The organism is Allobosea sp. RCC_152_1 (assembly GCF_041360765.1).
In the GTDB taxonomy this organism is placed as follows: Bacteria; Pseudomonadota; Alphaproteobacteria; order Rhizobiales; family Beijerinckiaceae; genus Allobosea; species Allobosea spartocytisi.
The window spans coordinates 116,269-141,622 of record NZ_JBFUPU010000004.1; the positions used below are offsets into that span (position 1 = coordinate 116,269).

General features: G+C 67.1%; 21 protein-coding genes. 12 read left to right on the forward strand and 9 right to left on the reverse strand.

The annotated features are described in order from the left end of the window. Positions 1-71 precede the first annotated feature (71 nt). Together AB6806_RS15290 and AB6806_RS15295 are read left to right on the forward strand one after the other, a co-directional pair. A complete protein-coding gene (locus tag AB6806_RS15290) occupies positions 72-1,733 on the forward strand; it encodes a TRAP transporter large permease (protein ID WP_370955006.1) in 1,662 nt (553 codons plus the stop codon). Positions 1,734-1,746: 13 nt separating this feature from the next. Beyond that, complete coding sequence (locus tag AB6806_RS15295; protein WP_142022247.1) at positions 1,747-3,165, forward strand: sodium:proton antiporter; 1,419 nt, start codon at positions 1,747-1,749, stop codon at positions 3,163-3,165. A gap of 110 nt (positions 3,166-3,275) precedes the next feature. Here the strand turns inward: AB6806_RS15295 and AB6806_RS15300 are convergent, their stop codons facing one another. From AB6806_RS15300 to AB6806_RS15310, 3 genes are all read right to left on the reverse strand, one after another. Then, positions 3,276-4,286, reverse strand: a complete 1,011-nt coding sequence (locus tag AB6806_RS15300) for an Lnb N-terminal periplasmic domain-containing protein (RefSeq protein WP_370954875.1) — start codon at positions 4,284-4,286, stop codon at positions 3,276-3,278. Positions 4,287-4,322: 36 nt separating this feature from the next. Next, complete coding sequence (locus AB6806_RS15305) at positions 4,323-5,933, reverse strand: phosphoenolpyruvate carboxykinase (protein WP_038366744.1); 1,611 nt, start codon at positions 5,931-5,933, stop codon at positions 4,323-4,325. Positions 5,934-6,164: 231 nt separating this feature from the next. Beyond that, positions 6,165-6,947, reverse strand: a complete 783-nt coding sequence (locus tag AB6806_RS15310) for a HugZ family pyridoxamine 5'-phosphate oxidase (RefSeq protein ID WP_113254452.1) — start codon at positions 6,945-6,947, stop codon at positions 6,165-6,167. Between the two features lie 175 nt (positions 6,948-7,122). Between AB6806_RS15310 and AB6806_RS15315 the strand changes: the two genes are divergently transcribed. From AB6806_RS15315 to AB6806_RS15335, 5 genes are all read left to right on the forward strand, one after another. Then, complete coding sequence (locus tag AB6806_RS15315; RefSeq protein ID WP_038366741.1) at positions 7,123-7,824, forward strand: response regulator transcription factor; 702 nt, start codon at positions 7,123-7,125, stop codon at positions 7,822-7,824. Positions 7,825-7,907: 83 nt separating this feature from the next. Continuing rightward, on the forward strand, positions 7,908-9,707 hold the full coding sequence (locus tag AB6806_RS15320) for a stimulus-sensing domain-containing protein (protein ID WP_081925583.1): 1,800 nt from the start codon (positions 7,908-7,910) through the stop codon (positions 9,705-9,707). 37 nt (positions 9,708-9,744) lie between these two features. Next, positions 9,745-10,182 (forward strand): HPr kinase/phosphorylase, encoded by a 438-nt coding sequence (locus tag AB6806_RS15325; RefSeq protein ID WP_185747970.1) that lies wholly within the window; start codon positions 9,745-9,747, stop codon positions 10,180-10,182. Between the two features lie 112 nt (positions 10,183-10,294). Beyond that, entirely contained in the window at positions 10,295-10,696 is a 402-nt protein-coding gene (locus tag AB6806_RS15330) for a PTS sugar transporter subunit IIA (protein WP_038366739.1), read from the forward strand. Positions 10,697-10,716: 20 nt separating this feature from the next. Then, positions 10,717-11,031, forward strand: coding sequence for an HPr family phosphocarrier protein (locus AB6806_RS15335; RefSeq protein ID WP_038366736.1), 315 nt, complete (start codon positions 10,717-10,719; stop codon positions 11,029-11,031). 149 nt (positions 11,032-11,180) lie between these two features. Here the strand turns inward: AB6806_RS15335 and tsaE are convergent, their stop codons facing one another. The 3 genes from tsaE to ahcY all read right to left on the reverse strand — a co-directional run bounded on the left by tsaE (position 11,181) and on the right by ahcY (position 17,006). Then, the gene (gene tsaE, locus AB6806_RS15340; protein WP_038366734.1) at positions 11,181-12,740 is read right to left on the reverse strand and encodes a tRNA (adenosine(37)-N6)-threonylcarbamoyltransferase complex ATPase subunit type 1 TsaE; all 1,560 of its coding nucleotides are present in this window, start codon (positions 12,738-12,740) and stop codon (positions 11,181-11,183) included. Beyond that, positions 12,737-15,121: a sensor histidine kinase gene (locus AB6806_RS15345; RefSeq protein ID WP_370954876.1), complete on the reverse strand. Its 2,385-nt coding sequence runs from the start codon at positions 15,119-15,121 to the stop codon at positions 12,737-12,739. The genes tsaE and AB6806_RS15345 overlap by 4 nt, the downstream gene beginning before the upstream one ends. A gap of 487 nt (positions 15,122-15,608) precedes the next feature. Next, complete coding sequence (gene ahcY, locus AB6806_RS15350) at positions 15,609-17,006, reverse strand: adenosylhomocysteinase (protein ID WP_038366731.1); 1,398 nt, start codon at positions 17,004-17,006, stop codon at positions 15,609-15,611. A 166-nt stretch (positions 17,007-17,172) separates the two neighbouring features. Between ahcY and AB6806_RS15355 the strand changes: the two genes are divergently transcribed. Next, a complete protein-coding gene (locus AB6806_RS15355; RefSeq protein ID WP_142022250.1) occupies positions 17,173-18,060 on the forward strand; it encodes a LysR family transcriptional regulator in 888 nt (295 codons plus the stop codon). 121 nt (positions 18,061-18,181) lie between these two features. Continuing rightward, positions 18,182-19,411 (forward strand): GTP-binding protein, encoded by a 1,230-nt coding sequence (locus AB6806_RS15360; RefSeq protein ID WP_113254456.1) that lies wholly within the window; start codon positions 18,182-18,184, stop codon positions 19,409-19,411. Between the two features lie 3 nt (positions 19,412-19,414). Here AB6806_RS15360 and AB6806_RS15365 read toward each other — a convergent pair whose 3' ends face one another. Next, complete coding sequence (locus AB6806_RS15365) at positions 19,415-20,473, reverse strand: ornithine cyclodeaminase (protein WP_142022252.1); 1,059 nt, start codon at positions 20,471-20,473, stop codon at positions 19,415-19,417. A 127-nt stretch (positions 20,474-20,600) separates the two neighbouring features. Between AB6806_RS15365 and AB6806_RS15370 the strand changes: the two genes are divergently transcribed. The 3 genes from AB6806_RS15370 to mgrA all read left to right on the forward strand — a co-directional run bounded on the left by AB6806_RS15370 (position 20,601) and on the right by mgrA (position 23,925). After that, a complete protein-coding gene (locus AB6806_RS15370; protein WP_038366719.1) occupies positions 20,601-21,038 on the forward strand; it encodes an Lrp/AsnC family transcriptional regulator in 438 nt (145 codons plus the stop codon). A 338-nt stretch (positions 21,039-21,376) separates the two neighbouring features. Next, positions 21,377-22,807, forward strand: a complete 1,431-nt coding sequence (locus AB6806_RS15375; protein WP_142022253.1) for an aldehyde dehydrogenase family protein — start codon at positions 21,377-21,379, stop codon at positions 22,805-22,807. Positions 22,808-22,902: 95 nt separating this feature from the next. Beyond that, entirely contained in the window at positions 22,903-23,925 is a 1,023-nt protein-coding gene (gene mgrA / locus AB6806_RS15380) for an L-glyceraldehyde 3-phosphate reductase (RefSeq protein WP_370954877.1), read from the forward strand. Between the two features lie 138 nt (positions 23,926-24,063). Here mgrA and AB6806_RS15385 read toward each other — a convergent pair whose 3' ends face one another. Together AB6806_RS15385 and AB6806_RS15390 are read right to left on the reverse strand one after the other, a co-directional pair. Then, a complete protein-coding gene (locus tag AB6806_RS15385; protein WP_038366710.1) occupies positions 24,064-24,552 on the reverse strand; it encodes an Lrp/AsnC family transcriptional regulator in 489 nt (162 codons plus the stop codon). Between the two features lie 32 nt (positions 24,553-24,584). Further along, the gene (locus AB6806_RS15390; protein ID WP_142022255.1) at positions 24,585-25,352 is read right to left on the reverse strand and encodes an SDR family oxidoreductase; all 768 of its coding nucleotides are present in this window, start codon (positions 25,350-25,352) and stop codon (positions 24,585-24,587) included. Positions 25,353-25,354: the final 2 nt, after the last annotated feature.

Consider the following 25,354-nt stretch of genomic DNA (forward strand, 5'->3'; position numbering starts at 1 on the left):
CCTTCTTCAGCCTGCACACCGGCGACGCCTTCGCGGCGGGCGGCGGCATCGGCGATTTCCTGCGCGTCAACATGGCGCCGGTGATGTTCGCCACCCTCGTCGTCTTCCTGCTGCTGGGCTATCCCGTCGCCTTCGCGCTCGCGGCCAACGGCCTGCTCTTCGCGCTGATCGGCATCGATCTCGGCCTGTTCCAGGAGAATTTCCTGCAGGCCCTGCCGGAGCGCATCTACGGCACGATGAACAACGACGTGCTGCTGGCGATCCCGTTCTTCACCTTCATGGGCCTCATCCTCGAGCGCTCCGGCATGGCCGAAGACCTGCTCGACACGATCGGCCAGCTCTTCGGCCCGGTCCGTGGCGGCCTCGCCTATGCCGTGATCTTCGTCGGCGCGCTGCTTGCGGCCACCACCGGCGTCGTCGCGGCCTCGGTGATCTCGATGGGCCTGATCTCGCTGCCGATCATGCTGCGCTACGGCTATGACCGGCGCCTCGCCTCGGGCGTCATCGCGGCCTCGGGCACACTGGCCCAGATCATCCCGCCCTCGCTGGTGCTGATCGTGCTCGCCGACCAGCTCGGCCGTTCGGTCGGCGACATGTATGAGGGCGCCTTCATTCCCGGCCTCGTCCTGGCCGGCCTCTACGCGCTCTACGTCTTCCTCGTCACCATCGTCTATCCGAAGCGCGCCCCGGGCCTGCCGCCGGAAGCGCAGACGCTGCGCGACGCCGACGGCAAGACCCGGCGGTTCTCGCTGCTCGTCGTCACCGTCATCTCCTTCGCCCTCGCCTACGCCTATATGAAGCTCTTCACCAAGGTGACGGCGGGGTCGGACTTCGTCGTGCTGACGATGTCGATCGCAGTCGGCGTGTCCTTCGTGATCGCGCTCATCAACAAGGCGCTGGGCCTCAACCTGCTCTCGCGCATGGCCGAGCAGGTCGTGTTCGTGATGGTGCCGCCGCTGGCGCTGATCTTCCTGGTGCTGGGTACGATCTTCATCGGCGTCGCCACGCCGACGGAGGGCGGTGCCATGGGCGCGGCCGGCGCGATCCTGCTCGCCTGGGGCAAGAAGCGCATGAATTTCGAGCTGCTCCGGCAGGCGACGGAGTCGACCGCCAAGCTCTCGGCCTTCGTGCTCTTCATCCTGGTCGGCGCGCGCGTCTTCTCGCTCACCTTCTACGGCGTCAACGGCCATGTCTGGGTCGAGCACCTGCTGGTCGGCCTGCCGGGCGGCGCGACGGGCTTCCTGATCGTCGTCAACGTGATGGTGTTCCTGCTCGCCTTCTTCCTCGACTTCTTCGAGCTGGCCTTCATCATCGTGCCGCTGCTCGGCCCCGCGGCGGACAAGCTCGGCATCGACCTGATCTGGTTCGGCGTCATTCTGGGCGTGAACATGCAGACCTCGTTCATGCACCCGCCCTTCGGCTTCGCGCTGTTCTTCCTGCGCTCGGTCGCGCCGAAGAACCCCTACAAGGACAAGATCACCGGCAGGATGATGCAGCCCGTCACCACCGGGCAGATCTACTGGGGCGCCGTGCCCTTCGTCGTGATCCAGTGCATCATGGTCGCGCTCGTCGTGCTCTTCCCGCAGATGGTGATGCACTACAAGGCCTCGGCCGTGCAGCTCGACCAGAAGGCGATCGACAAGCAGTTCGACTCGATCCAGGTTCCGACCATCGGCGGTCCGGGCGGCTTCGATTTCACCGCGCCGCCGGCGATCGATCCACCCAAGCCCTGAGCAAGGAGACAGCATGGCGAAATGGTGGAAGGCGCTGGCCGGCGCCGGTGTGATCAGCCTATTGCCAGGAGCCGCGCTCGCGGCCGGGGATATCGGCGGCGCGACGATGGGGCCGCTCTGGGCGCTGCCCTTCGCCGGCATGCTGCTCTCGATCGCGCTCGGGCCGATCCTGTTCCACCATCTCTGGGAATTGCACTACGGCAAGTTCGCGGCCTTCTGGGCGCTCCTGCTGCTGGTGCCGCTGGTCGCCCTGCGCGGCTTCGACGCCTCGCTCGGCGCCGTGCTCCATACGGCCCTGCTCGAATATTTGCCCTTCATCATCCTGCTCTTCGCGCTCTTCACCATCGCGGGCGGCATCCTGATCACCGGCAACCTGCATGGCTCGCCGGCGACCAACACCGTCATCCTCGCGATCGGCACGGTGATGGCCAGCATCGTCGGCACCACCGGCGCCTCGATGATCCTGATCCGGCCCCTGCTGCGGGCGAACGACAACCGGCGCCACAACGTTCATGTCGTGGTCTTCTTCATCTTCCTGGTCTCGAATATCGGCGGTTCGCTGACGCCGCTCGGCGACCCGCCGCTCTTCCTCGGCTTCCTGCGCGGCGTCGACTTCTTCTGGACGACCTGGCACCTGCTGCCGGAGACCGGCTTCGCCGTAGTGGTCCTGCTGCCGCTGTTCTACGCGCTCGACAGCTATCTCTACCGCAAGGACGACAGCCTGCCGTCGCTGAAGGACCCGACGCCGGACCGCAACCTGAAGCTCTGGGGCAAGGTCAACATCCCCCTGCTCGCCGGCGTCATCGCCGCGATCCTGCTCTCCGCCAATTGGAAGCCGGGCGTCGTCTTCGATATCCACGGCGTGCATGTCGAGCTGCAGAACCTCGTCCGCGACGTCATTCTGCTCGGGCTCGCCGGGCTCTCGCTGGTGCTGACCCCGAAGCAGGTGCGCGCCGGCAACGAGTTCTCCTGGGGCCCGATCCTCGAGGTCGCGAAGCTCTTCGCCGGCATCTTCATCTGCATCATCCCGGTGCTGGCGATGCTGCAGGCCGGACGCGAGGGCGCCTTCTCGTCGCTGGTCGCGCTGGTCAACCATCCCGATGGCAGCCACAACACCGTCGCCTATTTCTGGCTGACCGGGCTGCTCTCCTCCTTCCTCGACAACGCTCCGACCTATCTCGTCTTCTTCGAGCTGGCGGGCGGCAATGCCAAGGAGCTGATGACGACAGGTGCGCTGACGCTGGCGGCGATCTCGGGCGGCGCGGTCTTCATGGGCGCCAACACCTATATCGGCAACGCGCCGAACTTCATGGTCTACGCCATCGCCAAGGACCGTAAGGTCGCGATGCCCAGCTTCTTCGGCTACATGCTCTGGTCCGGCGCGATCCTGATCCCGGTGTTCATCCTGCAGACCTTCCTGTTCTTCCGGTAACGCCGGACATCCAATCGTCATTCTCGGGCGCAGACCCGAGAAGCGCTGGACGAGAGGGCACTGGTTTCCGTCATGGTCGGGTCAAGCCCGACCATGACGGGAGAGCGCTGCTACGGTCGCCCCGTCGGTACGCCTTCCCTGATCTTCGCCGAGAAATCCGGATCGTCGAGCGAGAGCGTTCGCGCCTTGTCGCCGATGCGCGCGAGGCGGACCAACTCGTCGAGGGGCACATCCTGCCGGATCGCGCCGATCCGCTGGAGATAGCCCGGCAGGTAGCCCGAGAGCAGGACGCGCGGATCGAGCGGCAGCGAGAACTTCCATTCGGGCGCCACCGTGCCGACGAGGTGGTAGACCACGGTGGTGCAGTTCGTGGTCAGCGTATTGTACCAGCGCGGCCTGGCGGCGAGGTCGTTGACGTCCTTGGCATAGGCCAGCAGCAGGTCGCGCGCCTGGGCCGGCGAGGCGCTCAGCCGGAAGAGGCGCGCATCCTCCTTGCGGGCGTTGGTGCGCAGGCCGACGATGTCGCGCTCGTCGGCGGCGACATAGGCCATCTCGTAGCTGCGGAAGAAGCCGGCGATGGCCGAATACTCCTCGCCCTTCTCGCGCCTGATCTCGACCGAGAAGGTCAGGGGCGGCTGGTCGGAGAAGGTGAAGCTGACCAGCAGATGCGCGATCGCCTCGCCCGACCAGTAGCTCAGGAAGATGTCGGCACCGCTGATCGCGGCGAGGTCGTAGCGGCGCGTCTCCCAGCGCTGGTCGTAATCCTGCTCGCTGCGCCAGCGAAAGTTCCTGACATTCGAGACCGTGAGCACCTCGCCTTCGCGAGCGATGCTCGGCAGGCGGGCGAGCTCGGGAATCCAGTCGCGCTGATGCGATGGCAGGAAGCTGCTCCACCAGGACAGAAGGCCGATGAAGAGGGCGGCGAAGCCCAGCGGGAGCCGCGCCTCGCTCGTCCAGATGCCGACGAGCCCGGCCAGCGCGGCGATGCCGAAGCCGATGGCCGCGATGCCGGCCGTCACACCGGACAGGCGAAAATAAAGGAAGCCCGCGCCCCAGAGCGCGGCACCGAGGATCACGAGGGTCAGGACGAGCTTCAGCACAATGAGAAAGAGGCGGCGCATGGCCGCCTCTCCTAGCATAGCCGCAGCCGCTTGACGTCAGGCTGCGAGCGAATTGCTCGGCGCCGCCGCCTTCACCGCGTCGTCGACATGGGCCTCGAACTTCGCGAAGTTCTTGGCGAACATGCCGACGAGGTTCTTCGCCGTCTCGGCGAAGGCGGCTTTGTCGGCCCAGGTCTTCACCGGATAGAGGATGTGCGGCTCGACGCCGGGCACCGACGTGGGAACGGCGAAACCGAAATAGGGATCCCGGCGGAAATCGGCGCGGTTGAGCGAGCCGTCGAGCGCGGACGAGAGCAGCCGGCGCGTCACGCGGATCGGCATGCGCCGGCCGGTGCCGTACTGCCCGCCGGTCCAGCCGGTGTTGACCAGCCAGCAATCGACATGGTGCTTGGCGATGAAGTCGCGCAGCAGATTGGCGTATTCCGACGGGTGCCGCGGCAGGAAGGGCGAGCCGAAGCAGGTCGAGAACTCCGGCTGCACGCCGGTCAGCCCGCGCTCCGTGCCGGCGACCTTGGCGGTGTAGCCGGAGAGGAAGTGATACATCGCCTCGGCCGGGGTGAGCTTGGCGATCGGCGGCATCACGCCGAAGGCGTCGGCGGTCAGCATCACGATGTTCTTCGGGATGCCGGCGCGGCCGGTGCGCGAGGCGTTGGGGATGAAGTCGAGCGGATAGGCCGAGCGGGTGTTCTCGGTCTTGCTCTCATTGTCGAAATCGACCTCGCGGGTCAGCTCGTCCATCACGGTGTTCTCGAGCACCGTGCCGAAGCGCAGCGAGGCGGCGAAGATCTCGGGCTCGGCCTCGGCCGAGAGACGGATCGTCTTGGCGTAGCAGCCGCCCTCGAAGTTGAAGATGCCCTCCTTCGACCAGCCATGCTCGTCGTCGCCGATCAGCGTGCGCGCGGGGTCGGCCGAGAGCGTGGTCTTGCCGGTGCCCGACAGGCCGAAGAAGATCGCCGGGTCGTCCTTGGGGCCGACATTGGCCGAGCAGTGCATCGGCACCACACCCTTGGTCGGCAGCACGTAGTTCAGATAGGTGAAGACCGATTTCTTCATCTCGCCGGCATAGGCCGAGCCGCCGATCAGCACGATCTTGCGGGTGAAATCGATCGCGACGACGGTCTCGCTGCGGCAGCCGTGCCGGGCGGGGTCGGCCTTGAAGCTCGGCAGGTCGACGATCGTCATCTGCGGGACGTAATCGTCCAATTCCCCGCGCGCCGGGCGGATCAGCAGGTTGCGGATGAAGAGCGAGTGCCAGGCCATCTCGGTATAGACCCGGGCCTTGACGCGATGGGCCGGGTCGGCACCGCCATAGAGATCCTGCGCGAAGAGCTCCTTGCCTTCGGCATGCGCCAGGAAATCGGCGAGCAGCGTCTCGAAATGCTCAGGGCTCATCGCCTGGTTGTTGTCCCACCAGACAGTGTTCTCGGTCAGCGCGTCGCGCACTGTGAACTTGTCCTTGGGCGAGCGGCCGGTATGGCTGCCGGTGTCGGCGCAGAGCGCACCGCCGCGCGCGAGCTGGGATTCGCCCCGGCGCAGCGACTCCTCGTAAAGCTGTGGCGCCTCCAGGTTCCAGTACACGGCCTTGAGCTTGCGGAAGCCGAAGCCCTCGGCACCCTGGGCGGCGTTGAACTGACCGATCGTGTTCACTGAAATCCTCCGGCAGCCGCCGCATCGTGGCAGCCTGTTGTCGAACGCGTACGCTCGGACCTTGAAGAAGATCCAGCGCCGGGCGGAGACCTTGCGGCCGTGTCCGGTCTTTAAGCCTCGGCGGCACGGCGCTCAAGTCACGGAAATCGCAAAAAACTTCGCAACTTCGGCTAAATCGTTTGAATTCGCGGGGGATGGTGAGCGAGGATGGTGAATATCCCCGCGCCCCGATCATCCGCGCGCCCGTGCCTCCTGCGCGAGCGCGACGAGGACATGCCGCAGCCCGGCCGGCTCGGTGACGCGCGAGGGAAAGACGAGCCGCCCGTTCTCGTCGCCGCAGATGAGATCGAGCCCTTCCGGGTCGAGGCCGGTCGCCTTCCAGCGTCCCTCGGGGAGGCCCAGAAGCTTCGTCGCATAGAGGCTCAGCGCCTCGGCATGGTCTTCGTTCATATGGGCGATCGCGTCGTCCTCGGCCGCGATCAGCGCCTCGCAGCCGGCAAGGTCGAGCAGCACCGTGCCGACCGCGATCTCGCCGGCACGGGCGAAGCCGCCATTGGGGTGGAACCCCTGGACGGAGAGGCGGAACAGCGAGAAATCCGGGAAGTCGGCATAGAGCTTCGCCTTGGGGTGGCGCGCGAGGAAGCGGCGCCTGGCGTTCTCGTCGGTGCAGCGCTCGGCTCGCCCGACGACGCTGAGCCGGGCGGAATTGGCGAGCGGATCCCCCCTGCCCAGCGACGAGACGAGAACGGAAACGCGCGGATCGGCCTCGATGTTGCGGGTGTGGAGCGAAAGCTTCGAGGCGAGGAATAGCGGCGAACCATCGACATCGGTGGCGATGTTCGTCAGCGTCGCGAGCGGGAAGCCGCTCATCGGGTCGAGCGTCGCCAGCGCCGCGATCCGCGCCTTGCGCAATGTCGCGCGAGCCATGGCGACGGCGTCGAAATCATCCGGCGCGGAGCCGCCGAGTTCGAGGCCGCGCGGCGTGATGGCGGAGGGGGCGACGGCCTCGGTCATCTCCGTTTGCTTCCTGCCGGTCCGATTTCTTCTGCAAAAACATGAACGCTTGGGGCGTTCGAGCGTTGCGCCATAGCGAATCCGCCTCCGAGGCGCTAGATTGCTGCCATGCTTTGGCCGCTCTCGCAGGGGAGTGGACCCCTTTATTGCAACAAGAGCAAGAGATGAAACCCTTATGCCAACGATTGCGCTGGTCGATGACGACCGCAACATCCTGACGTCGGTATCCATCGCGCTCGAGGCCGAGGGCTACCGCATCATGACCTATACCGACGGTGCCTCGGCCCTCGACGGGCTGAAGCAGAACCCGCCGGACCTCGCGATCTTCGACATCAAGATGCCGCGCATGGACGGCATGGAACTGCTGCGCCGGCTGCGCCAGAAATCCGACCTGCCCGTCATCTTCCTGACCTCGAAGGACGAGGAGATCGACGAGCTCTTCGGGCTCAAGATGGGCGCCGACGATTTCATCCGGAAGCCGTTCTCGCAGCGCCTCCTGGTCGAGCGCGTCAAGGCGATCCTGCGCCGCGCCGGCGCCAAGGACCCCACCGCCGTTCCCCGTTCCGAGGATGCCAAGGCGCTGGAGCGCGGCCTGCTGCGCATGGATCCCGAGCGCCATACCTGCACCTGGAAGGGCGAGCCGGTGACGCTGACCGTCACGGAATTCCTGATCCTGCAGTCGCTGGCGCAGCGTCCCGGTGTGGTCAAAAGCCGCAACGCCCTGATGGATGCGGCCTATGACGATGAGGTGTATGTCGATGACCGCACCATCGACAGCCACATCAAGCGGCTGCGCAAGAAGTTCAATCAGGTCGATCCCGAGTTCGACATGATCGAGACGCTCTACGGCGTGGGCTATCGCTTCAAGGAAACCTGAGGCAGGTCTGCCGGATATCGATGCTGGGATCCCGCGTGCCGGATCGGGCTGGGGCGCGGCTGGAGCGAGTACAGACCCAAGGCATGGCAACGGTCGACAACGAAGCACCTGCGTCATCGGCGGGAAGCCGCTGGAGCGCGGCTCTGCGGCGCCGTCTCGGCCTGATCTGGCGCCGCATGGCGCGTGCGGTCTCGTCGCGCGCGGCGTCCAGCCTGACGCGGCGCATCGTGGTGCTGAATCTCGGCGGCCTCTTCGCGCTGCTGCTCGGCTTCCTCTATCTCAACCAGTTCCGCGAAGGCCTGATCGAGGCGCGCGTGCAGAGCCTGCTGACGCAGGGCGAGATCATCGCCGGAGCGATCGCGGCCTCGGCCACGGTCGAGACCGATACGATCACCATCGATCCGGACAAGCTGCTGCAGCTCCAGGCCGGCGAAAGCGCCGGCATCGCCGATGATCCGCTCGACTTCTCGATCAATCCCGAGAAGGTCGCGCCCCTCCTGCGCCGCCTGGTGACGCCGACGAAGACGCGGGCGCGGGTCTACGACAAGGAGGGCTTCCTCACCATCGACTCGCGCGGCCTCTATTCGCGCGGCGACGTGCTGCGCCTCGACCTGCCGCGCGTCGGCGAGCCCGACGAGCCGCCGCTGCTGGAACGCACCTGGAACATGCTGCGCAACCGGCTCGGCCGGGCCGACGTGCCGACCTATGACGATTTCGAGAATGCCAACGGCAAGTCCTATCCGGAGGTCGCGCGCGCCCTGAACGGGGCGCCGGCGAGCGTCGTGCGCGTCAACACGCGCGGCCAGACCATCGTCTCGGTCGCGGTGCCGGTGCAGCGCTTCCGGGCGGTGAAGGGCGCGCTGCTGCTCTCGACGCAAGGAGGCGACATCGACGCGGTGATCGCCGCCGAGCGCTTCGCCATCTTCCAGGTCTTCGCCGTGGCGGCGGGCGTAATGATCGTGCTCTCGGTCCTGCTCGCCGGCACCATCGCCGAGCCGATCCGCAAGCTCGCCGACGCAGCCCAGCGCGTGCGGCGCGGCGTCAAGTCGCGCGAGCAGATCCCTGATTTCGGCAGCCGCCATGACGAGATCGGCCATTTGTCCGGCTCGCTGCGCGACATGACCAAGGCGCTCTACAGCCGCATCGAGGCGATCGAGAGCTTCGCCGCCGATGTCGCCCATGAGCTCAAGAATCCGCTGACCTCGCTGCGCAGCGCCGTCGAGACGCTGCCACGGGCCAAGACGGAGGATTCGCGCGGGCGGCTGCTCTCGGTCATCCAGCACGACGTGCGCCGTCTCGACCGGCTGATCTCCGATATTTCCGACGCCTCTCGCCTTGATGCCGAACTCGCCCGCAACGACTCCGCTCCGGTCGATGTCGCGCAGGTGCTGGAAGCGGTCGTGACGATCCAGAACGAGACGCGGCGCGAGGGGCAGGCGAAGATCGAGCTCTCGGCCGAGCGGCGCAGCCAGCGCCCCGGCGCCGACGCCTTCCTCGTCATGGGGCACGATTCGCGGATCGGGCAGGTCATGGTCAATCTCATCGACAACGCCCGCTCCTTCTCGCCGTCGGAGGGCACGGTGCGCGTCATGCTCTCGCGTGTCGCCAACGACGTGCTCGTCACCGTCGAGGACGAAGGGCCGGGCATCGAGCCGCATGCGCTGGAGCGCATCTTCGAGCGCTTCTACACCGACCGTCCGAATGAGGGCTTCGGCCAGAATTCGGGGCTGGGCCTGTCGATTTCGCGCCAGATCGTCGAGGCGCATCGCGGCTCGATCCGGGCCGAGAACCGGCTCGGACCGGCGGAGCCGGGCGGTGAGACGCCGCGGCTCGGCGCCCGCTTCATCGTCCGGCTGCCGGCCGCCTATCAGCATGCTTCCTGATCCGGCGGGGAAGCCGCCCCCCCACCGGGCCGGCGAGATGCGCGTCCATGCGACCACCGTCGCCGTCGGCGAGGCCGGCATCCTGCTGCGCGGCCCTGCCGGCAGCGGCAAGTCGACGCTGGCGCTCGCGCTGATCGCGCTGGCCGGCCAGGCCGGCCGCTTCGGCCGGCTCGTGGCCGATGATCGCACCGCCCTGACGGCAAGAGGCGACCGGCTGGTGGCCCGGGCGGTCGCGCCGCTGGAAGGCATCGTCGAGCGCCGCGGCCTCGGCCTGACGCCGGAGCCGGCAACGCCGGCCGTCGTCGTCAGGCTGCTCGTCGATCTGATCGGCGAGGAGCCGGCGCGCATGCCGGAACCGGAAGAGCTGGTGGACAACCTGTGCGGGATCGACCTGCCGCGGTTGCGCGTGGCGGGACGTGTCGGCGACGAGCGGCTGGTGCTCACCGCGCTCGACTTGTTCACAGGCCAGGCGTGAAGGCCATGATTTCGGCGTTTTCGGCGGCGAGTCCCTTGCGATTGTCTCGCACCTGCCGCATAAACCGCCACCTTGTCCGGGCGCCGATGGGCGCTCTCCGGTGCTGGATTGAATGATCGGACTGGTCCTCGTGACTCATGGGCATCTGGCGACGGAGTTCCGCGCGGCCCTCGAACATGTCGTCGGCCCCCAGGCGAACCTGGCGACCATCGCCATCGCCCCCGATGACGACATGGAAAGTCGCCGCCGCGACATCATTGCCGCCGTCGAGCAGGTCGAGGGCGGTCGCGGCGTCGTCATCCTCACCGATATGTTCGGAGGCACGCCTTCCAACCTCGCCATTTCGGTGATGGAGCCGGGTCGCGTCGATGTTGTCGCCGGCGTCAACCTGCCGATGCTGATCAAGCTCGCCAGCGTGCGCGAGGAGAAGAGCCTCGACGAAGCGGTGACGAGCGCGCAGGATGCGGGCCGCAAATACATCACCGTCGCCAGCCGGGTTCTTGCCGGCAAATAAGGGCGAGCAGGAAGGGCGGAATGGAAGAAGACTGCGACTGCCCCGAGACCGAGATTCCCGCCGGCGCCCGCTACGGCGAATTCCAGATCATCAACAAGAAGGGGTTGCACGCCCGCGCCACGGCGAAATTCGTGCAATGCGCCGCCCGCTTCGAGGCCGACATTACGGTGAGCCGTTGCGGCGAGACGGTCGGCGCGACCTCGATCATGGGCGTGCTGACGCTCGGCGCCGGCATCGGCTCAACCATCACCATCGTCGCCCAGGGACCGGAGGCAGGCGAGGCGCTGCAGGCGCTGAGCGAGCTGATCGCCGACCGCTTCGGCGAGGGCGAGTGAGGCGCTGAACGGGCTCTGCCCGGTTCGCGCCGCCATGCTCGGGCTCGACCCGAGCATCTCCTGCCGCAGAAGGCTCCCTGCCCGGTTTCCAGAGATTCTCGGGTCAAGCCCGAGAATGACGCCCTGTCACGGGGACCGGACCCCGACCTTCAGACAGCTTCGCCCGGCTCCTCGAACAGCCTCGGCATATGCGCCTGGTACCAGCCCTTGAGCTCCTCGAGGGCCGGGTGCTCGAGATTGCGGCGCAGATAGGCCTCGATCCGCGGCAGGTGCTTGAGATAGCCCGGCTTGCCGTCGCGCTTGTCGAGGCGGGCGAAGATGCCGGCGATCTTGGTGTTGCGCTGCGCGCCGAGGATCGCATAGGCGCGGGCGAAGCCGGCGAGGTCGAAATCGGGCACGTCCGCCCGGCGGGCCGAGCCATAGGCCGCGAGCAGCCTGAGTTCGAGCGCAGCCGGCACGTCGACGCGCGCATCCTGCCCGAGCGCGGCGAGATCATAGGCGGGATGGCCCAGCACCGCGTCCTGGAAATCGATCAGGCCGAGCTTCGCCAGCCCCTCGCGCTTGTCCAGCCAGATCAGGTTGGGGGAATGGACGTCGCGCAGCGTCCAGGTCGCGGGTGCGGCGAGGATCTCGTCGAAGAGCTTGTTCCAGATGCGGCCGAACTCAGCCTGCGTCACGGCCGGCAGCGTCACCCCGGCGATATGCGGAGCATACCATTCGAGGATCAGCTCGGTCTCGATCGCCAGCGCCTGCCGGTCGTATTCGGGGATGATGTGGTCGTGGCCCTCGGCCACCGGCAGGATCGTCGGCAGGGTGTGGCGGTGCAGGTCGGCGAGCAGCCGGGCCGTGGCCTCGTAGCGCTCGGGGATCGGCCGGCCTTCCGCGTCGAGCACACCCTCCGCGCCGAGATCCTCGATCAGCAGGAGCCCACCGGCCAGATCCTCGGCCAGGATCTCGGGGGCGGAATAGCCGAGCGAGCGCAGGCCGCGATCCATCGCGACGAAGGCGTCAATGGTCTCGGCCAGATGCGCGATCGCGCTGTAGGGCTTGCCCATGCGGATCGGCGGCCCGTCCGGGCGCGGCGGCGAGATCATCAGCACGGCGGTCTCGCCGCCCGGCCGTGTCAGGCGCTCATAGGCGCGCGTCGAGGCGTCGCCGAGCATGAAGTCGCGCCGTGCCTCGCCCCAGCCGGCGCCGTCGATGAGCTTGCGCGCCGCGACCGCGATGGCGAGGCGCTGCTTCCAGAGCACGCCGCCGGAGAGGTCGGCGATGCGGCCGGTTTCCGGATTGTCGGGATCGATGTCGAGCAGGATGTCGAGGCGCCGCCCGGCCGGCAGGCGCCCGCCCGCCCGGTCGGGCCATTCGACCAGCATCACCGCCTGGTCGACATCCTCGACCAGGCCGAGATCGTCGAGCTCGTCCGGCGAGCGCACGCGATAGAGATCGGCATGCAGGACCGGGCCGCGCGGCGTCTCGTAGCTCTGCACGAGGGTGAAGGTCGGGCTCGGCGCCTCCAGCGCGGGGTCGCCGGCGAGCTCGCGCAGGATGGCGCGCGCCATCAGCGACTTGCCCGAGCCGAGATGGCCGGAGAGCGCGACGATGTCGCCGGGCTTGACGATGGCGGCGATGTCGGCGGCGAGGCGTATCGTCGCCGCCTCATTCGCCAGCAGGAGCCGGTGCGTGCCGGCCGCGCGGGCTTCCTCGGTCATTCGGCAGCGTCCGAGAGCGGCAGGCCCTGAGCCGGGAAGATCGCGGTGACGCGCGTGCCCTGCCCCGGCGTGGAGTCGAGTTCGACATGGCCGCCATGGAGCTCGACGATCGAGCGCACGATCGAGAGCCCCAGGCCGACGCCGCGATGGGTCGAGCCGAGAGAATGGCTTTCGAAGCGCTCGAACACCTTCTCCTTGACCTCGGCAGGGATGCCGCGGCCCTGATCGGTGACGGTGAGGCGGATGTCGCCGCCCTGCCGTGTCGCCCTGACGCCGATGGTCTGGCCGGGCGAGGAGAAGCCGATCGCGTTGGAGAGCAAGTTGAACAGCACCTGCCGCAGGCGCTTGCCATCCGCCCGCAGCGGCCCGGTGCGCGGATCGATCTCGACCTTGAGCGACAATTTGCTGTCGGTCAGCCGGTCCTGAAGCCCGGCCGCCGCCTGCGCGATGGTGTCGGCGACGTCGACATCCTGCATGTCGAGCGTCAGCGCACCGTTGTCGATGGTGGCGAGGTCGAGGATGTCGTTGATGATGGCGAGCAGCGCGCCCGAGGAGCGCACGATATGGGAGGTGTAGTCGCGCTGCTTCTCGTTGAGCGCGCCGACGGTCTCGGTGCCAAGGAGCTGGGCGAAGCCGATGATGTTGGTCAGCGGCGAACGCAGTTCGTAGGAGACGTGGTGGACGAAGTCCTCGCGCAGCCGCGAGACCTTCTCCAGCGCGTCGTTCTTCTCGGTCAGCGCCCGCTCGACATTCACGCTGGCGGTGACGTCGGCGAAGGAGATCAGCGTCGCGCCGTCGGGCAGCGGCGCGGCCGCCATATCGAGCACGGTGCCGTCGCGGCGCTCGATCCGGCAGCGATAATCCTCGCGCGCATCGCGCACGCCGGTGACGGTGCTGAGCAATTCGCGCCAGACCTCGTCCTGCGGGAAGAGCGGCCGGCAGAGCCCGACCACCTCGTCGATATGCGGGCCGCTGGCGAGCAGGTCGGCGTCGATGCGCCAGGATTGGGCGAAGGCGGGGTTCGAGAGCTTGAGGCGCCCGTCGGAACCGAACACGGCGACGCCCTCGCGCAGCGAATCCAGCGTCTCGCGCTGGGTGCGGGTCAGCGCGTTGAAGCGCGATTCCAGCGTGAAGCGTTCGGTGACGTCGTCATAGAGATAGGTGACGCCACCTTGCGGGTTGGGGCTGGAGACGACGTGTATGGTGCGCCCATCGGGCAGGTACCACCAATCCTCGTTCGCGCGCGTGGCGGTATAGGCGGCGTGAACGCCCGTTTTCCAGCTCCGGTAGTCGCCGAGTTCGGGCAAGCGGCGCTCGGCGCGCAGGCGGTCGAGGATCTCGCCATCGGTCGGCTGGCCGTCGAGGAAGGCCGGATCGAGCGACCAGAGCGCGTCGAAGCCGGCATTGCGATAGAGCAGCCGCTGCGTGCCGTCGAAGGCCGCCACCGCCGTCTTCAGCCGGTCGAGCGTGCGGACATGGGCGTCCATCTGGCGCTGCAGATCGTTGCGCACCGCTTCCAGCTCGCTCATATCCGTGGCCAGGCCGGCGAAGCCGGTCGCAGTCGGCAATTCGACGACGTCGAGCGTCCGGCGCTGGCCGGCGACGATGGCCGGGGTGCGGATCGCGAAGGGGTTGCCCTCGCGGCGCGCACGCGCCGCCGCCTCGCGCTCGTTGCGATCGAGCAGCTCCATCCCGCTCTTGGCGGCTGTCGCTGCATCGCCGGCCTCGACCGCGCCCGCATAGGCGGCGTTGACCCAGAGCAGACGCCCGTCGGCATCGCGCATCCAGGCGGGGTGAGGCAGCCCGGCGAGCAGGCTCGACAGCGCCGCATGGTCTCCCGTGACCCGCTCCAGCTCGCTGCGCAGCGTCATCACCTGTGCCCGCTCGCCGGTGACCTCGCGGAAGCGGATGACGGCGCGCCCGGCGACGGGCCGGCCCTCGATATCGACGAAAGGCCCGGCCTTGCTGCGGATCGTGAAGCTGAAGGCCTCGCCGCGCTCCTTCAGCGCGTCGGTGGCCAGTTCCAGCCGCTTGGCGTCGGTCGGCGTCGCCCAACTGCCATAGGCCAGCGCCAGCGCCGCCCCGGGTGCGCCGAGGAAGCCGCTGTCGCCCTCGAAGACCGGCTGTGCGTCGCGCCCGTTCCAGCTCGCGACCACCTGCGGATCGGCGGCGAGCAGGATGGAAAGCCGCTCCTGATGGCCGCGCGCCGCCTCCAGCTCGCTCGCGAGCTTGGCCTCGCGCCGCTGCCAGCGCGTGCGCTCGCGGACATAGACGAGGGATGTCGTCGTGGCGAAGACGGCAAGACCCGCCAGGATGATGGAGAGCGCGCCGGTGCTCACCGTATCGAGCTTGGCCGGCGACAGCAGGTCGCTCTGGGCCATGGCAGGCACGGGAAGCAGGGCCAATGCGGGCAGAAGCCCGCCTGGACGCCAGCCGCCACCTCGTCCCTGTCGCCTCGCACGTCTCATTCCGCGTCTGTCGCCTCTTGGGCGGCCGGGCGGCCGCCAACATCGCCGGTCTCGTCGGAATCGGTATCGCGGAGCCGGGCGTTACACCCTCCCCGGCGGCCGATCCACGCGCGCCACCACGCCAATCACTATAGAGCTTGAACCGGGAGCCGCGCCGTCGCAGCACCCCGAATCAGCCCCACTGTAATCGTCGCCTGACTCCGTCAGGAAGTGCTTAATCGCAGGTAAACGGAGAGTTTTTCGAGGCGGACTCGAAGGAGGCGCACCCGCATCAAGGTCTAGATATTCTATGCCTCGAAACCACTATTAGTTGTGTTCTTGTTTTATTCCGAAGGCATCGTCAGACCGAAAAAAGGCCCGGCTTGCGCCGGGCCTCGTCGTTCTTGCCGCTGCGCGGCTGTCAGTAGCGGTAGAGCTCGGGCTTGAACGGCCCGGCCTGCGGCACGCCGATGTACTTCGCCTGGGCGTCGTTGAGCTTGGTGAGCTTGGCGCCGACCTTGGCGAGGTGGAGCGCCGCGACCTTCTCGTCGAGATGCTTCGGCAGGGTGTAGACGTTGTTCTGGTAGTTGGCGTGGTGGTTCCAGAGCTCGATCTGGGCGAGCGTCTGGTTCGAGAACGAGCAGGACATCACGAAGGACGGGTGGCCCGTGGCGTTGCCGAGGTTCACCAGGCGGCCTTCCGAGAGCAGGATGATGCGCTTGCCGTCGGGGAACTCGACCTCGTCGACCTGCGGCTTGACGTTGTCCCACTTGAAGTTCTTCAGGCCGGCGACCTGAATCTCCGAGTCGAAATGGCCGATATTGCAGACGATGGCGCGGTGCTTCATCGCGCGCATGTGGTCGACGGTGATGACGTCGAGATTGCCGGTCGCCGTGCAGAAGATGTCGCCGCGCGGGGCAGCGTCTTCCATGGTCACGACCTCATAGCCTTCCATCGCCGCCTGCAGGGCGCAGATCGGGTCGATCTCGGTGACGAGCACGCGGCAGCCGGCCTGGCGCAGCGAGGCGGCCGAGCCCTTGCCGACGTCGCCATAACCGGCGACGACCGCGACCTTGCCCGACATCATCACGTCGGTGCCGCGGCGGATGGCGTCGACCAGCGACTCGCGGCAGCCATAGAGGTTGTCGAATTTCGACTTGGTGACGCTGTCGTTGACGTTGATCGCCGGGAACGGCAGGCGGTTGGCCTTGGCGAGCTCGTAGAGGCGGTGCACGCCGGTGGTGGTCTCCTCGGAGACGCCCTTGATCGCGGCGCGGGTCTTGGTGAACCAGCCCGGATTGGCCTTGAGCTGGCGCTTGATCAGCGCGAAGAAGATCGTCTCTTCCTCATTGCCGGGCTTGTCGAGGAACTCGGCCTTGCCGGCCTCGGCCTCGGCGCCGAGGATGATCAGCATGGTCAGGTCGCCGCCATCGTCGAGGATCATGTTCGGCGTGCCGCCGTCGCCCCAAGTGGCGGTCTTCAGCACGTACTCCCAATACTCTTCCAGCGTCTCGCCCTTGATGGCGAAGACGGGGGTGCCGGTCGCGGCGATCGCGGCGGCAGCGTGGTCCTGGGTCGAGAAGATGTTGCAGGACGACCAGCGCACATCGGCGCCGAGTTCCTTCAGCGTCTCGATCAGCACGGCGGTCTGGATGGTCATGTGCAGGCAGCCGGCGATGCGCGCGCCCTTGAGCGGGGCCTTGCCCTTGTGCTCGGCGCGGATCGCCATCAGGCCCGGCATCTCGTCCTGGGCCATGTTGATTTCCTTGCGGCCGTAATCCGCAAGCGAGATGTCCTTGACGATGTAGTCCTGCGACACGGGGAAGCTCCAATCGCTCGCTGAATGATGGCGGCTCTCTAGCAGTGCCAGCGGCGGAAGGCAATCAAAGATATAAAGATGTCTTTATATGATCGCTTTCGACATCGATCCTCCCGCCCCCATCCTGAGAGGCTGAGTTTTTCCGATCGGGCTGTAAGATCGGCTGATGACGCTCGAACAGCTCCGCATCTTCGTCGCCGTCGCCGAACGGGAGCATCTGACGCAAGGCGCCCGCGCCCTCAACCTGACGCAATCGGCGGTCAGCTCGGCGATCGCCGCGCTGGAAGCGCGCTACGCGACCAAGCTGTTCGACCGGATCGGCCGGCGGATCGCCCTCACCGATGCCGGGCGGCTCTTCCTCGCCGAGGCACGCGCCGTGCTGGCACGAGCCGCCGCTGCCGAGGCCGTGCTCATCGACCTCGCCGGATTGTCGCGCGGCGCGCTCTCGCTGATGGCGAGCCAAACCGTGGCGAATTATTGGCTGCCGCCGCTGATCCAGCGCTACCGTGCCGTCCATCCCGGCATCACTGTGAGCCTGGGCATCGACAATACCGAGACCGTCACGGCCGCGATCCATGACGGCGCGGCCGATCTCGGCTTCATCGAAGGCGCGATCGACGATCCGACGCTCGCCGTGACCGCCGTGGCGGAGGACGAGCTGGTGATCGTCGTGCCGGCCGGACATTCCTGGGCAGGGCAGCCACCCGCCTCCGAGGCCTTGCGGCAAGGGCCATGGGTGCTGCGCGAGTCCGGCTCCGGCACGCGCGCCATGTTCGAAGCCGCCCTGCCGGGGCTCGGCCTCGCGCCGGATGATCTTACTGTCGCGCTGGAGCTGCCCTCGAACGAAGCCATCTGCTCCGCCGTCGCGGCCGGCGCCGGCGCGACCGCGATTTCCCGGCTCGTCGCGGCCAATGCCATCGCCGCCGGCCGGCTCGCCACCGTCGCCATCGCTCTGCCCAAGCGGCATTTCTTCGTGCTGCGCCACAAGGAACGCTATCTCTCCAAGGCGGCGAAAGCCTTCTTCGACCTCGCGCAAGCGCCGCCGGCCGTCTGAGCACCCCTCCCCCGAGCCTCCGGACAAGGACAAGCCACTCACGACGGAGGGCGCATCGGTTGACAGAGATAAAATGTTATACTGTAACAAATTATCCTTTGTCCAAACCGGGCTCCTTCCGATGGCCGCATCTTCTCTCCTCCTCGACCGGCGCCTGCCGGTCACGGTCCTTTCCGGCTTCCTTGGCGCCGGCAAGACCACCTTGCTGAATCACATCCTGAACAACCGCGAGGGCCGGCGCGTCGCCGTCATCGTCAACGACATGAGCGAGGTGAACATCGACGCCGATCTCGTGCGCGAGGGCGGCGCCAACCTCTCCAAGACCGAGGAGAGCCTGGTCGAGATGAGCAATGGCTGCATCTGCTGCACGCTGCGCGACGATTTGCTGACCGAGGTGCGCCGCCTCGCCGAGGAGCGCAAATTCGATTACCTGCTGATCGAGGGCACCGGTATCGCCGAGCCCCTGCCGATCGCCGCGACCTTCTCCTTCCGCGACGAGGAGGATCGCTCGCTCGACGACGTCGCCCGGCTCGACACGATGGCGACGGTGGTCGACGCGCTCAACCTGCTCAAGGACTATGACAGCCGCGACTTTCTCGGCGATCGTGGCGAGACGGCCGGCGAAGGCGATGAGCGCACGCTGGTCGATCTCCTGGTCGAGCAGATCGAATTTGCCGATGTCGTGGTGATCAACAAGGCGAGCGAGGTCTCAGCCGAAGAGCTGGAGAGGGTCAGGCAGGTGGTGCGCGGGCTCAATGCCGATGCCCGCATCGTCGAGGCCGATTTCGGCCGCGTGCCGCTCGACCGGCTGCTCGATACGAAGCTCTACAGCGAGGAGAAGGCGCAGACCCATCCCCTCTGGCACAAGGAGCTCTATGGCTTCCGCGACCATGTGCCGGAGACCGAGGAATACGGCATCCGCTCCTTCGTCTACCGGGCGCGCCGGCCGTTCCATCCGCTGAAGCTGCATGAGCTCATGGCTCAGCGCCTCCCGGGCGTGATCCGGGCCAAGGGACATTTCTGGCTGGCAAGCCGGCCGCATTGGGTCGGCGAATACTCGCTGGCCGGGCGGATCACCCGCACCGAAGCGATGGGGCGCTGGTGGGCGGCGGTACCGCGGGAGCGCTGGCCGCGCTCGGAAGAGTTCCAGTCGCTGATGCGCAAGCACTGGTCGCCGACATGGGGCGACCGGCGCCAGGAAATGGTCTTCATCGGCGGGCCGGAGATGGACGAGGCGGCGATCCGCGCCGAGCTCGATTCCTGCCTGACCGGCAGCCCGGCGACCGGGCTGACGCAGGCGCTGCTCGGGCTGGAAGACCCGTTTCCGCGTTGGGATCGCGACGCGGCCTGAACCTCAGGCCGCCGCGGCCGAACTCGGCGCGGCCCGCATCAGCATGCCGAAGAGGTCGCGCGGATCATCGGGGTCCGCGATCAGGTCGAGATCGACATAGGTGCCGGCCTCGCGGATGCGCTCATGGACATAGCGCAGCGCCGAGAAATCCTCGATGGCGAAGCCGACCGAGTCGAACAGCGTGATCTGGCTGGAATCGGTGCGGCCTTGAGCCGCCCCGGCGATGACCTTCCAGAGTTCCTCGACCGGGTGGTCGGGATCGAGCTGCTGGATGTCGCCCTCGATGCGGGTCTGCGGTGGATACTCGACGAAGATCGAGGACCGCAGCAGCACGTCGCGGTGGATCTCGGTCTTGCCGGGGCAATCGCCGCCGACCGCGTTGATATGGATGCCGGCGCCGACCATGTTGTCGGTCAGGATCGTGGCGTATTGCTTGTCGGCGGTGACGGTGGTCACGATCTGCGCGCCCTCGACCGCTTCCATCGCGGTGGTGCATCGGGTGATCCGAAAACCGTGGCGCGCGAGGTTGCGGGCGCATTTCTCGGTTGCGGCCGGATCGACGTCGTAGAGCCGCAGATTCTCGATGCCGAGCAGGGCGCGGAAGGCGAAGGCCTGGAACTCGGACTGCGCGCCGTTGCCGATGATCGCCATGGTCGCCGCGTTCTTCGGCGCGAGGTGTCTGGCCGCCACCGCCGACATCGCCGCCGTGCGCAATGCCGTCAGGATGGTCATCTCCGAAAGCAGGACCGGATAGCCGGTCGCGACATCGGAGAGCAGGCCGAAGGCGGTGACCGTCTGCAAGCCGGCCTTCATGTTCTTGGGATGGCCGTTGACGTATTTGAAGCCGTAGAGCTTGCCGTCGCTGGTCGGCATCAATTCGATCACGCCTTCGAGGCTGTGCGAGGCGATGCGCGGCGTCTTGTCGAAGATCTCCCAGCGCCGGAAATCCTGCTCGATATAAGCCGCGATGTCGGACAGCATCCGCTCGATGCCGATCGCATGGACCAGCTTCATCATGTGGTCGACGCTGACGAAGGGCACGACGTTGAGCTGCTGAATCATGGGTCCCCGCGCTGTTCTTATGGAGGAGCCATTGTCCGTGTTTTCAGCGGCAGGTGATAGAAGCCAAATCGACCTGATCGGCGCCAATATTGATCGAATCGATAAAGTCGATTATCCATTCTGAGCAATGGATGATATCGACCAGCGCCTCATCACCCTGCTGCGCCATGACGGGCGCCGCAGCATCTCGGACCTCGCCACCGATCTCGGCCTGACGCGGGCGACGGTGCGCTCGCGGCTGGAGAAGCTGGAGCAGTCGGGCGAGATCATCGGCTTCACCGTGATCCTGCGCTCGGACGCGATCGACCTGCCGGTGCGCGGCATCACCATGATCGAGATCGCCGGCCAAGCGGCCGATGCGGTCATCACCGCGCTCTCCGGCTTCAGCGAGGTCTCCAGCATCCACACCACCAACGGCAACTGGGACCTCGTGGTCGAGCTCGGCACCTCCGACCTGATCGCCTTCGACCAGGTGCTGCGGCGCATCCGCCTGATCCCCGGCGTCACCAACAGCGAGACCAGCCTGCTGCTGGCGACGCCCCGCAGCGTCAAGGCGCGGCTCTGAGCACACTCATCTCCACCGCCATCCCGGGCGAAGCGAAGCGTAGACCCGGGATGACGCGGTGGTTCTCGTGAAGAACAGGCCCGGCGCGTCCTCGCACAAGAAGCGCCACTGCATGGCCGCCATCCGCAAACGCGACACGGTGCCCGGTGACAGGCGCGGATCCGCCCCCTAACGTTATGCCCGTCAGATACAGCGTCGATGGCGGCCGGCGATGCATGATCGCGCAAGGCGGCCCGTTCGCATCCGACACCGACAGTTCCCGCTCGGGGCATCGATCGCCAGCCGCTTCCGGCAGGCTGTCCGCGCGCCCGAGCCAAGACAAGGCAGGAGACCAGACCATGGCGCATGAGCTCGAATTCTATATCGACGGCCAGTGGGTGAAGCCCTCGGGCAACCGCACGCTCGGCGTGATCGATCCGTCGAACGAGGAGGTCTTCGCCACCATCGCGCTCGGCGAGCAGGCCGATGTCGACAAGGCCGTCGCGGCCGCACGCGCCGCCTTCCCCGCCTTCGCCGCGACCTCCAAGGCCGAGCGCCTCGCCCTGATGCGCCGCCTCGCCGAGGCCTACAAGAAGCGCTACGACGCCATCGCCGACATCCTGTCGCGCGAGATGGGCGCGCCGAAGGAGCTGGCGCACCGGGCGCAGGCCGCGATGGGCACCGCCCATCTCGCCAAGATGATCGAGACCCTCGAAAACTTCGAGTTCGAGGAGCTGCGCGGCACCACCCTGATCGCCAAGGAGCCGATCGGCGTCGTCGGCATGATCACGCCGTGGAACTGGCCGCTCAACCAGATCATGTGCAAGGTCGCGCCCGCGCTCGCCGCCGGCTGCACCATGGTGCTGAAGCCCTCCGAGATCGCGCCGCTCAACGCCATCATCTTCGCCGAGGCGATGGAAGAAGCCGGCGTGCCTAAGGGCGTGTTCAACCTCGTCAACGGCGACGGCCCGACGGTCGGCGAGGCGATCTCGCGTCATCCGGGCGTCGACATGGTCTCCTTCACCGGTTCGACGCGGGCCGGCATCCTCGTCGCCAAGGCGGCGGCGGATACCGTCAAGCGCGTGCATCAGGAGCTCGGCGGCAAGTCGGCCAATATCATCCTCGACGATGCCGACCTGAAGAAGTCGGTGAAGCTCGGCGTCGAGAGCGTGATGCGCAACTCCGGACAGTCCTGCAACGCGCCGACCCGGATGTTCGTGCCGGAGAAGCTGCATGAGGAGGCGCTCGCCATCGCCAAGCAGGTGGCCGAGCCGCTCAAGGTCGGCGCTCCCTCGGCCGACGGCGTCTTCCTCGGCCCGGTCGTCAGCGAGGTCCAGTACGAGAAGATCCAGCGCCTGATCGAGGCCGGCATCAAGGAAGGCGCGACGCTGGTCACCGGCGGCACGGGCCGTCCGGAAGGGCTCAATCGCGGCTACTATGTCCGCCCGACCGTGTTCGGCGGCGTCACCGACGAGATGACCATCGCCCGCGAGGAGATCTTCGGCCCCGTGCTGTCGATCCTGCCCTACAAGAGCGACGACGAGGTGGTTTCGCGCGCCAACGACACGCCCTATGGCCTGGCTTCCTATGTCCAGTCCGGCTCTCAGGAGCGCGCGCGCAAGATCGCCTCGCAGATGCGCTCGGGCAATGTCTACATCAACTACCCGGCCTGGGACGCCGGCGCGCCCTTCGGCGGCTACAAGCAGTCCGGCAACGGCCGCGAATACGCCGATTTCGGCCTCGAGGAGTTCCTCGAGATCAAGGGCACGGTCGGCTACGCCGCCGCCTGATCGGATCGCGACCCGATAGACAACGAGGCCCGGTGGACGCAACGCCACCGGGCCTTCATCTTATTCGTCATTCAATCGATTGAGAGGCTTGAGTCATGGTCAATCCCAACCGCTATGACGCGATGCGCTACAACCGCTGCGGCCGCAGCGGACTGATGCTGCCGGCGCTTTCGCTCGGCCTCTGGCAGAATTTCGGCGAGACCGGTGCCCGTGCCAATATGCGCGAGATCTGCCGCACGGCCTTCGATCTCGGCATCACCCATTTCGACCTCGCCAATAATTACGGTCCGCCCCCAGGCTCTGCCGAAACCGCCTTCGGCGAGATTCTCAGCCAGGACTTCGCCGGCTATCGCGACGAGCTGGTGATCTCGACCAAGGCCGGCTACCGGATGTGGCCCGGCCCCTATGGCGAATGGGGCAGCCGCAAATACCTGATCTCCAGCCTCGACCAGAGCCTGAAGCGGATGAAGCTCGACTATGTCGACATCTTCTACTCGCACCGTTTCGACCCGAACACGCCGCTGGAGGAGACGATGGGGGCGCTCGACGCCATCGTCCGCCAGGGCAAGGCGCTCTATGTCGGCCTATCCTCCTACAACTCGAAGCGCACGCAGGAGGCAGTCGCGATCCTGCGCCGGCTCGGCACGCCCTGCCTGATCCACCAGCCGAGCTATTCGATGCTCAACCGCTGGATCGAGGAGGACGGTTTGCTCGACACGCTCGACGCGGAAGGGATCGGCTCGATCGTGTTCTCGCCGCTGGCGCAGGGCATGCTGACCGACAAGTACCTGAAGGGCGTGCCGGCCGGCAGCCGCGCCGACAAGAAGGCGCCCTCCTTCCGCGAAGGCTTCCTCAGCGACGACAACATCCAGCACATCGCGGCGCTGAACGAGATTGCCAGGGCGCGGGGCCAGAGCCTCGCCCAGATGGCAATCGCCTGGGTATTGCGCGGCGGGCGCGTCACTTCGGCGCTGATCGGCGCGAGCCGGCCGGAACAGGTGATGGATTGCGTCGCGGCGCTGGGGAACACCGAGTTTTCGACCGAAGAGCTGGCGGCGATCGACAGGCATGCGGTCGATGGCGGGATCAATATCTGGGCGGCTTCGGCGGAGCGGTAGAACGCCTTCGCCTCCCCCGCGGGTCATCCCGGGCGACCGGAGGGAGACCCGGGATCCATTCCGGAACGGTTCAGGCATGGATCCCGGATCGGCGCCGCTTCGCGGCTTGTCCGGGATGACAAGCGGCGAGAAGCGAGCCTAATCCTCCTCCGGCGCCGCCGCGATCGGCAAGGCGCTGGAGCGCTTCACCTGGCCCAGCGCGAAACTCGACTCGATCGAGGCGACGCCGTCGAGGCGGGTGAGCTTGTCCTTGAGGAAGCGCTCATAGGCCGGCAGGTCGCGCACGACGATGCGCAGCAGATAATCGCGCTGGCCGGTCATCAGATAGCAGTCGACCACCTCGGGCCAGCGCGCCACCGCCTGCGAGAAGCGGTCGAGTTCGTCCTCGCGCTGGCGTTCCAGCCTGATCGAGACGAAGACGCTGATCGGCAGGCCGACCTTGGTCTGGTCGATGATCGCGGCATAGCCCTGGATGACGCCCGCCTCTTCGAGGATGCGGATGCGCCGCGCGCAGGGCGAGGCGGAGAGGCCGACCCGCTCGGCCAATTCCTGCACCGAGAGGCGCGAATTGGTCTGCAATTCCGCGATGATCTTGCGGTCGAGCGCATCGAGGCGCGGGCGGGCCATCCTTGTCCTCCGGCGGATCAGGTTCCGCCGTTCTACAGGACGGCGAGCATTCCGCCATCGACATAGATGATCTGGCCGTTGACGTAGTCGGAGGCCGGCGCGGCGAGGAAGACGGCGGCGCCGATCAGTTCCTCCGGCTTGCCCCAGCGCTTCGACGGGGTGCGGCCCTTGACCCAGGTGTCGAAGGTCGGGTTCTCGATCAGCGCCTGGTTCATGTCGGTCAGCATGTAGCCGGGGCCGATGGCATTGGCCTGGATGCCGTGCTCGGCCCATTCGGCGGCCATCGCCTGGGTCAGCATCTTGATGCCGCCCTTGGCGACCGTATAGGGCGCGACGGTGGCCCGGGCCAGCGCTGAGGTCAGCGAGCCGATGTTGATGACCTTGCCGTGGCCGCGCGCGATCATGCGCTTCGCGGCTTCCCGGCCGATGACGAAGGCCGAGGTCAGGTTGGTGTCGATGACCCGCTGCCAATCGGCCGTCGCCAGCTCGACCATCGGCTTGCGGAACTGGATGCCGGCATTGTTGACGAGGATGTCGACGGCGATGCCGGCGGCGTCGAAGCCGGCGAAGGCCTTGACGACGGCGTCCTCGGAAGTGACGTCGAAGGGCGCCGCGTCGGCCTCATGGCCGGCCTGACGCATCTCCTTGACGGCGGTCGCGACCCGTTCCGCATCCGTGCCGTTGACGAGAATGCGGGCGCCGGCCGCCGCCAGCCCCTCCGCCATGGCGCGGCCGAGCCCGCGCGAGGAACCGGTGACGAGGGCCGTGCGGCCCGTGAGATCGAAGAGGGGATTGGTCATCA

Coding starts and splice junctions, on each gene's coding strand:
- AB6806_RS15290 (WP_370955006.1), top strand. CDS start 72: ATGGCGCCGGTGATGTTCGCCACCCTCGTCGTCTTCCTGCTGCTGGGC.
- AB6806_RS15295 (WP_142022247.1), top strand. CDS start 1,747: ATGGCGAAATGGTGGAAGGCGCTGGCCGGCGCCGGTGTGATCAGCCTA.
- AB6806_RS15300 (WP_370954875.1), bottom strand. CDS start 4,286: ATGCGCCGCCTCTTTCTCATTGTGCTGAAGCTCGTCCTGACCCTCGTG.
- AB6806_RS15310 (WP_113254452.1), bottom strand. CDS start 6,947: ATGACCGAGGCCGTCGCCCCCTCCGCCATCACGCCGCGCGGCCTCGAA.
- AB6806_RS15315 (WP_038366741.1), top strand. CDS start 7,123: ATGCCAACGATTGCGCTGGTCGATGACGACCGCAACATCCTGACGTCG.
- AB6806_RS15320 (WP_081925583.1), top strand. CDS start 7,908: ATGGCAACGGTCGACAACGAAGCACCTGCGTCATCGGCGGGAAGCCGC.
- AB6806_RS15325 (WP_185747970.1), top strand. CDS start 9,745: ATGCGCGTCCATGCGACCACCGTCGCCGTCGGCGAGGCCGGCATCCTG.
- AB6806_RS15330 (WP_038366739.1), top strand. CDS start 10,295: ATGATCGGACTGGTCCTCGTGACTCATGGGCATCTGGCGACGGAGTTC.
- AB6806_RS15335 (WP_038366736.1), top strand. CDS start 10,717: ATGGAAGAAGACTGCGACTGCCCCGAGACCGAGATTCCCGCCGGCGCC.
- tsaE (WP_038366734.1), bottom strand. CDS start 12,740: ATGACCGAGGAAGCCCGCGCGGCCGGCACGCACCGGCTCCTGCTGGCG.
- AB6806_RS15345 (WP_370954876.1), bottom strand. CDS start 15,121: ATGGCCCAGAGCGACCTGCTGTCGCCGGCCAAGCTCGATACGGTGAGC.
- AB6806_RS15355 (WP_142022250.1), top strand. CDS start 17,173: ATGACGCTCGAACAGCTCCGCATCTTCGTCGCCGTCGCCGAACGGGAG.
- AB6806_RS15360 (WP_113254456.1), top strand. CDS start 18,182: ATGGCCGCATCTTCTCTCCTCCTCGACCGGCGCCTGCCGGTCACGGTC.
- AB6806_RS15365 (WP_142022252.1), bottom strand. CDS start 20,473: ATGATTCAGCAGCTCAACGTCGTGCCCTTCGTCAGCGTCGACCACATG.
- AB6806_RS15370 (WP_038366719.1), top strand. CDS start 20,601: ATGGATGATATCGACCAGCGCCTCATCACCCTGCTGCGCCATGACGGG.
- AB6806_RS15375 (WP_142022253.1), top strand. CDS start 21,377: ATGGCGCATGAGCTCGAATTCTATATCGACGGCCAGTGGGTGAAGCCC.
- mgrA (WP_370954877.1), top strand. CDS start 22,903: ATGGTCAATCCCAACCGCTATGACGCGATGCGCTACAACCGCTGCGGC.
- AB6806_RS15385 (WP_038366710.1), bottom strand. CDS start 24,552: ATGGCCCGCCCGCGCCTCGATGCGCTCGACCGCAAGATCATCGCGGAA.
- AB6806_RS15390 (WP_142022255.1), bottom strand. CDS start 25,352: ATGACCAATCCCCTCTTCGATCTCACGGGCCGCACGGCCCTCGTCACC.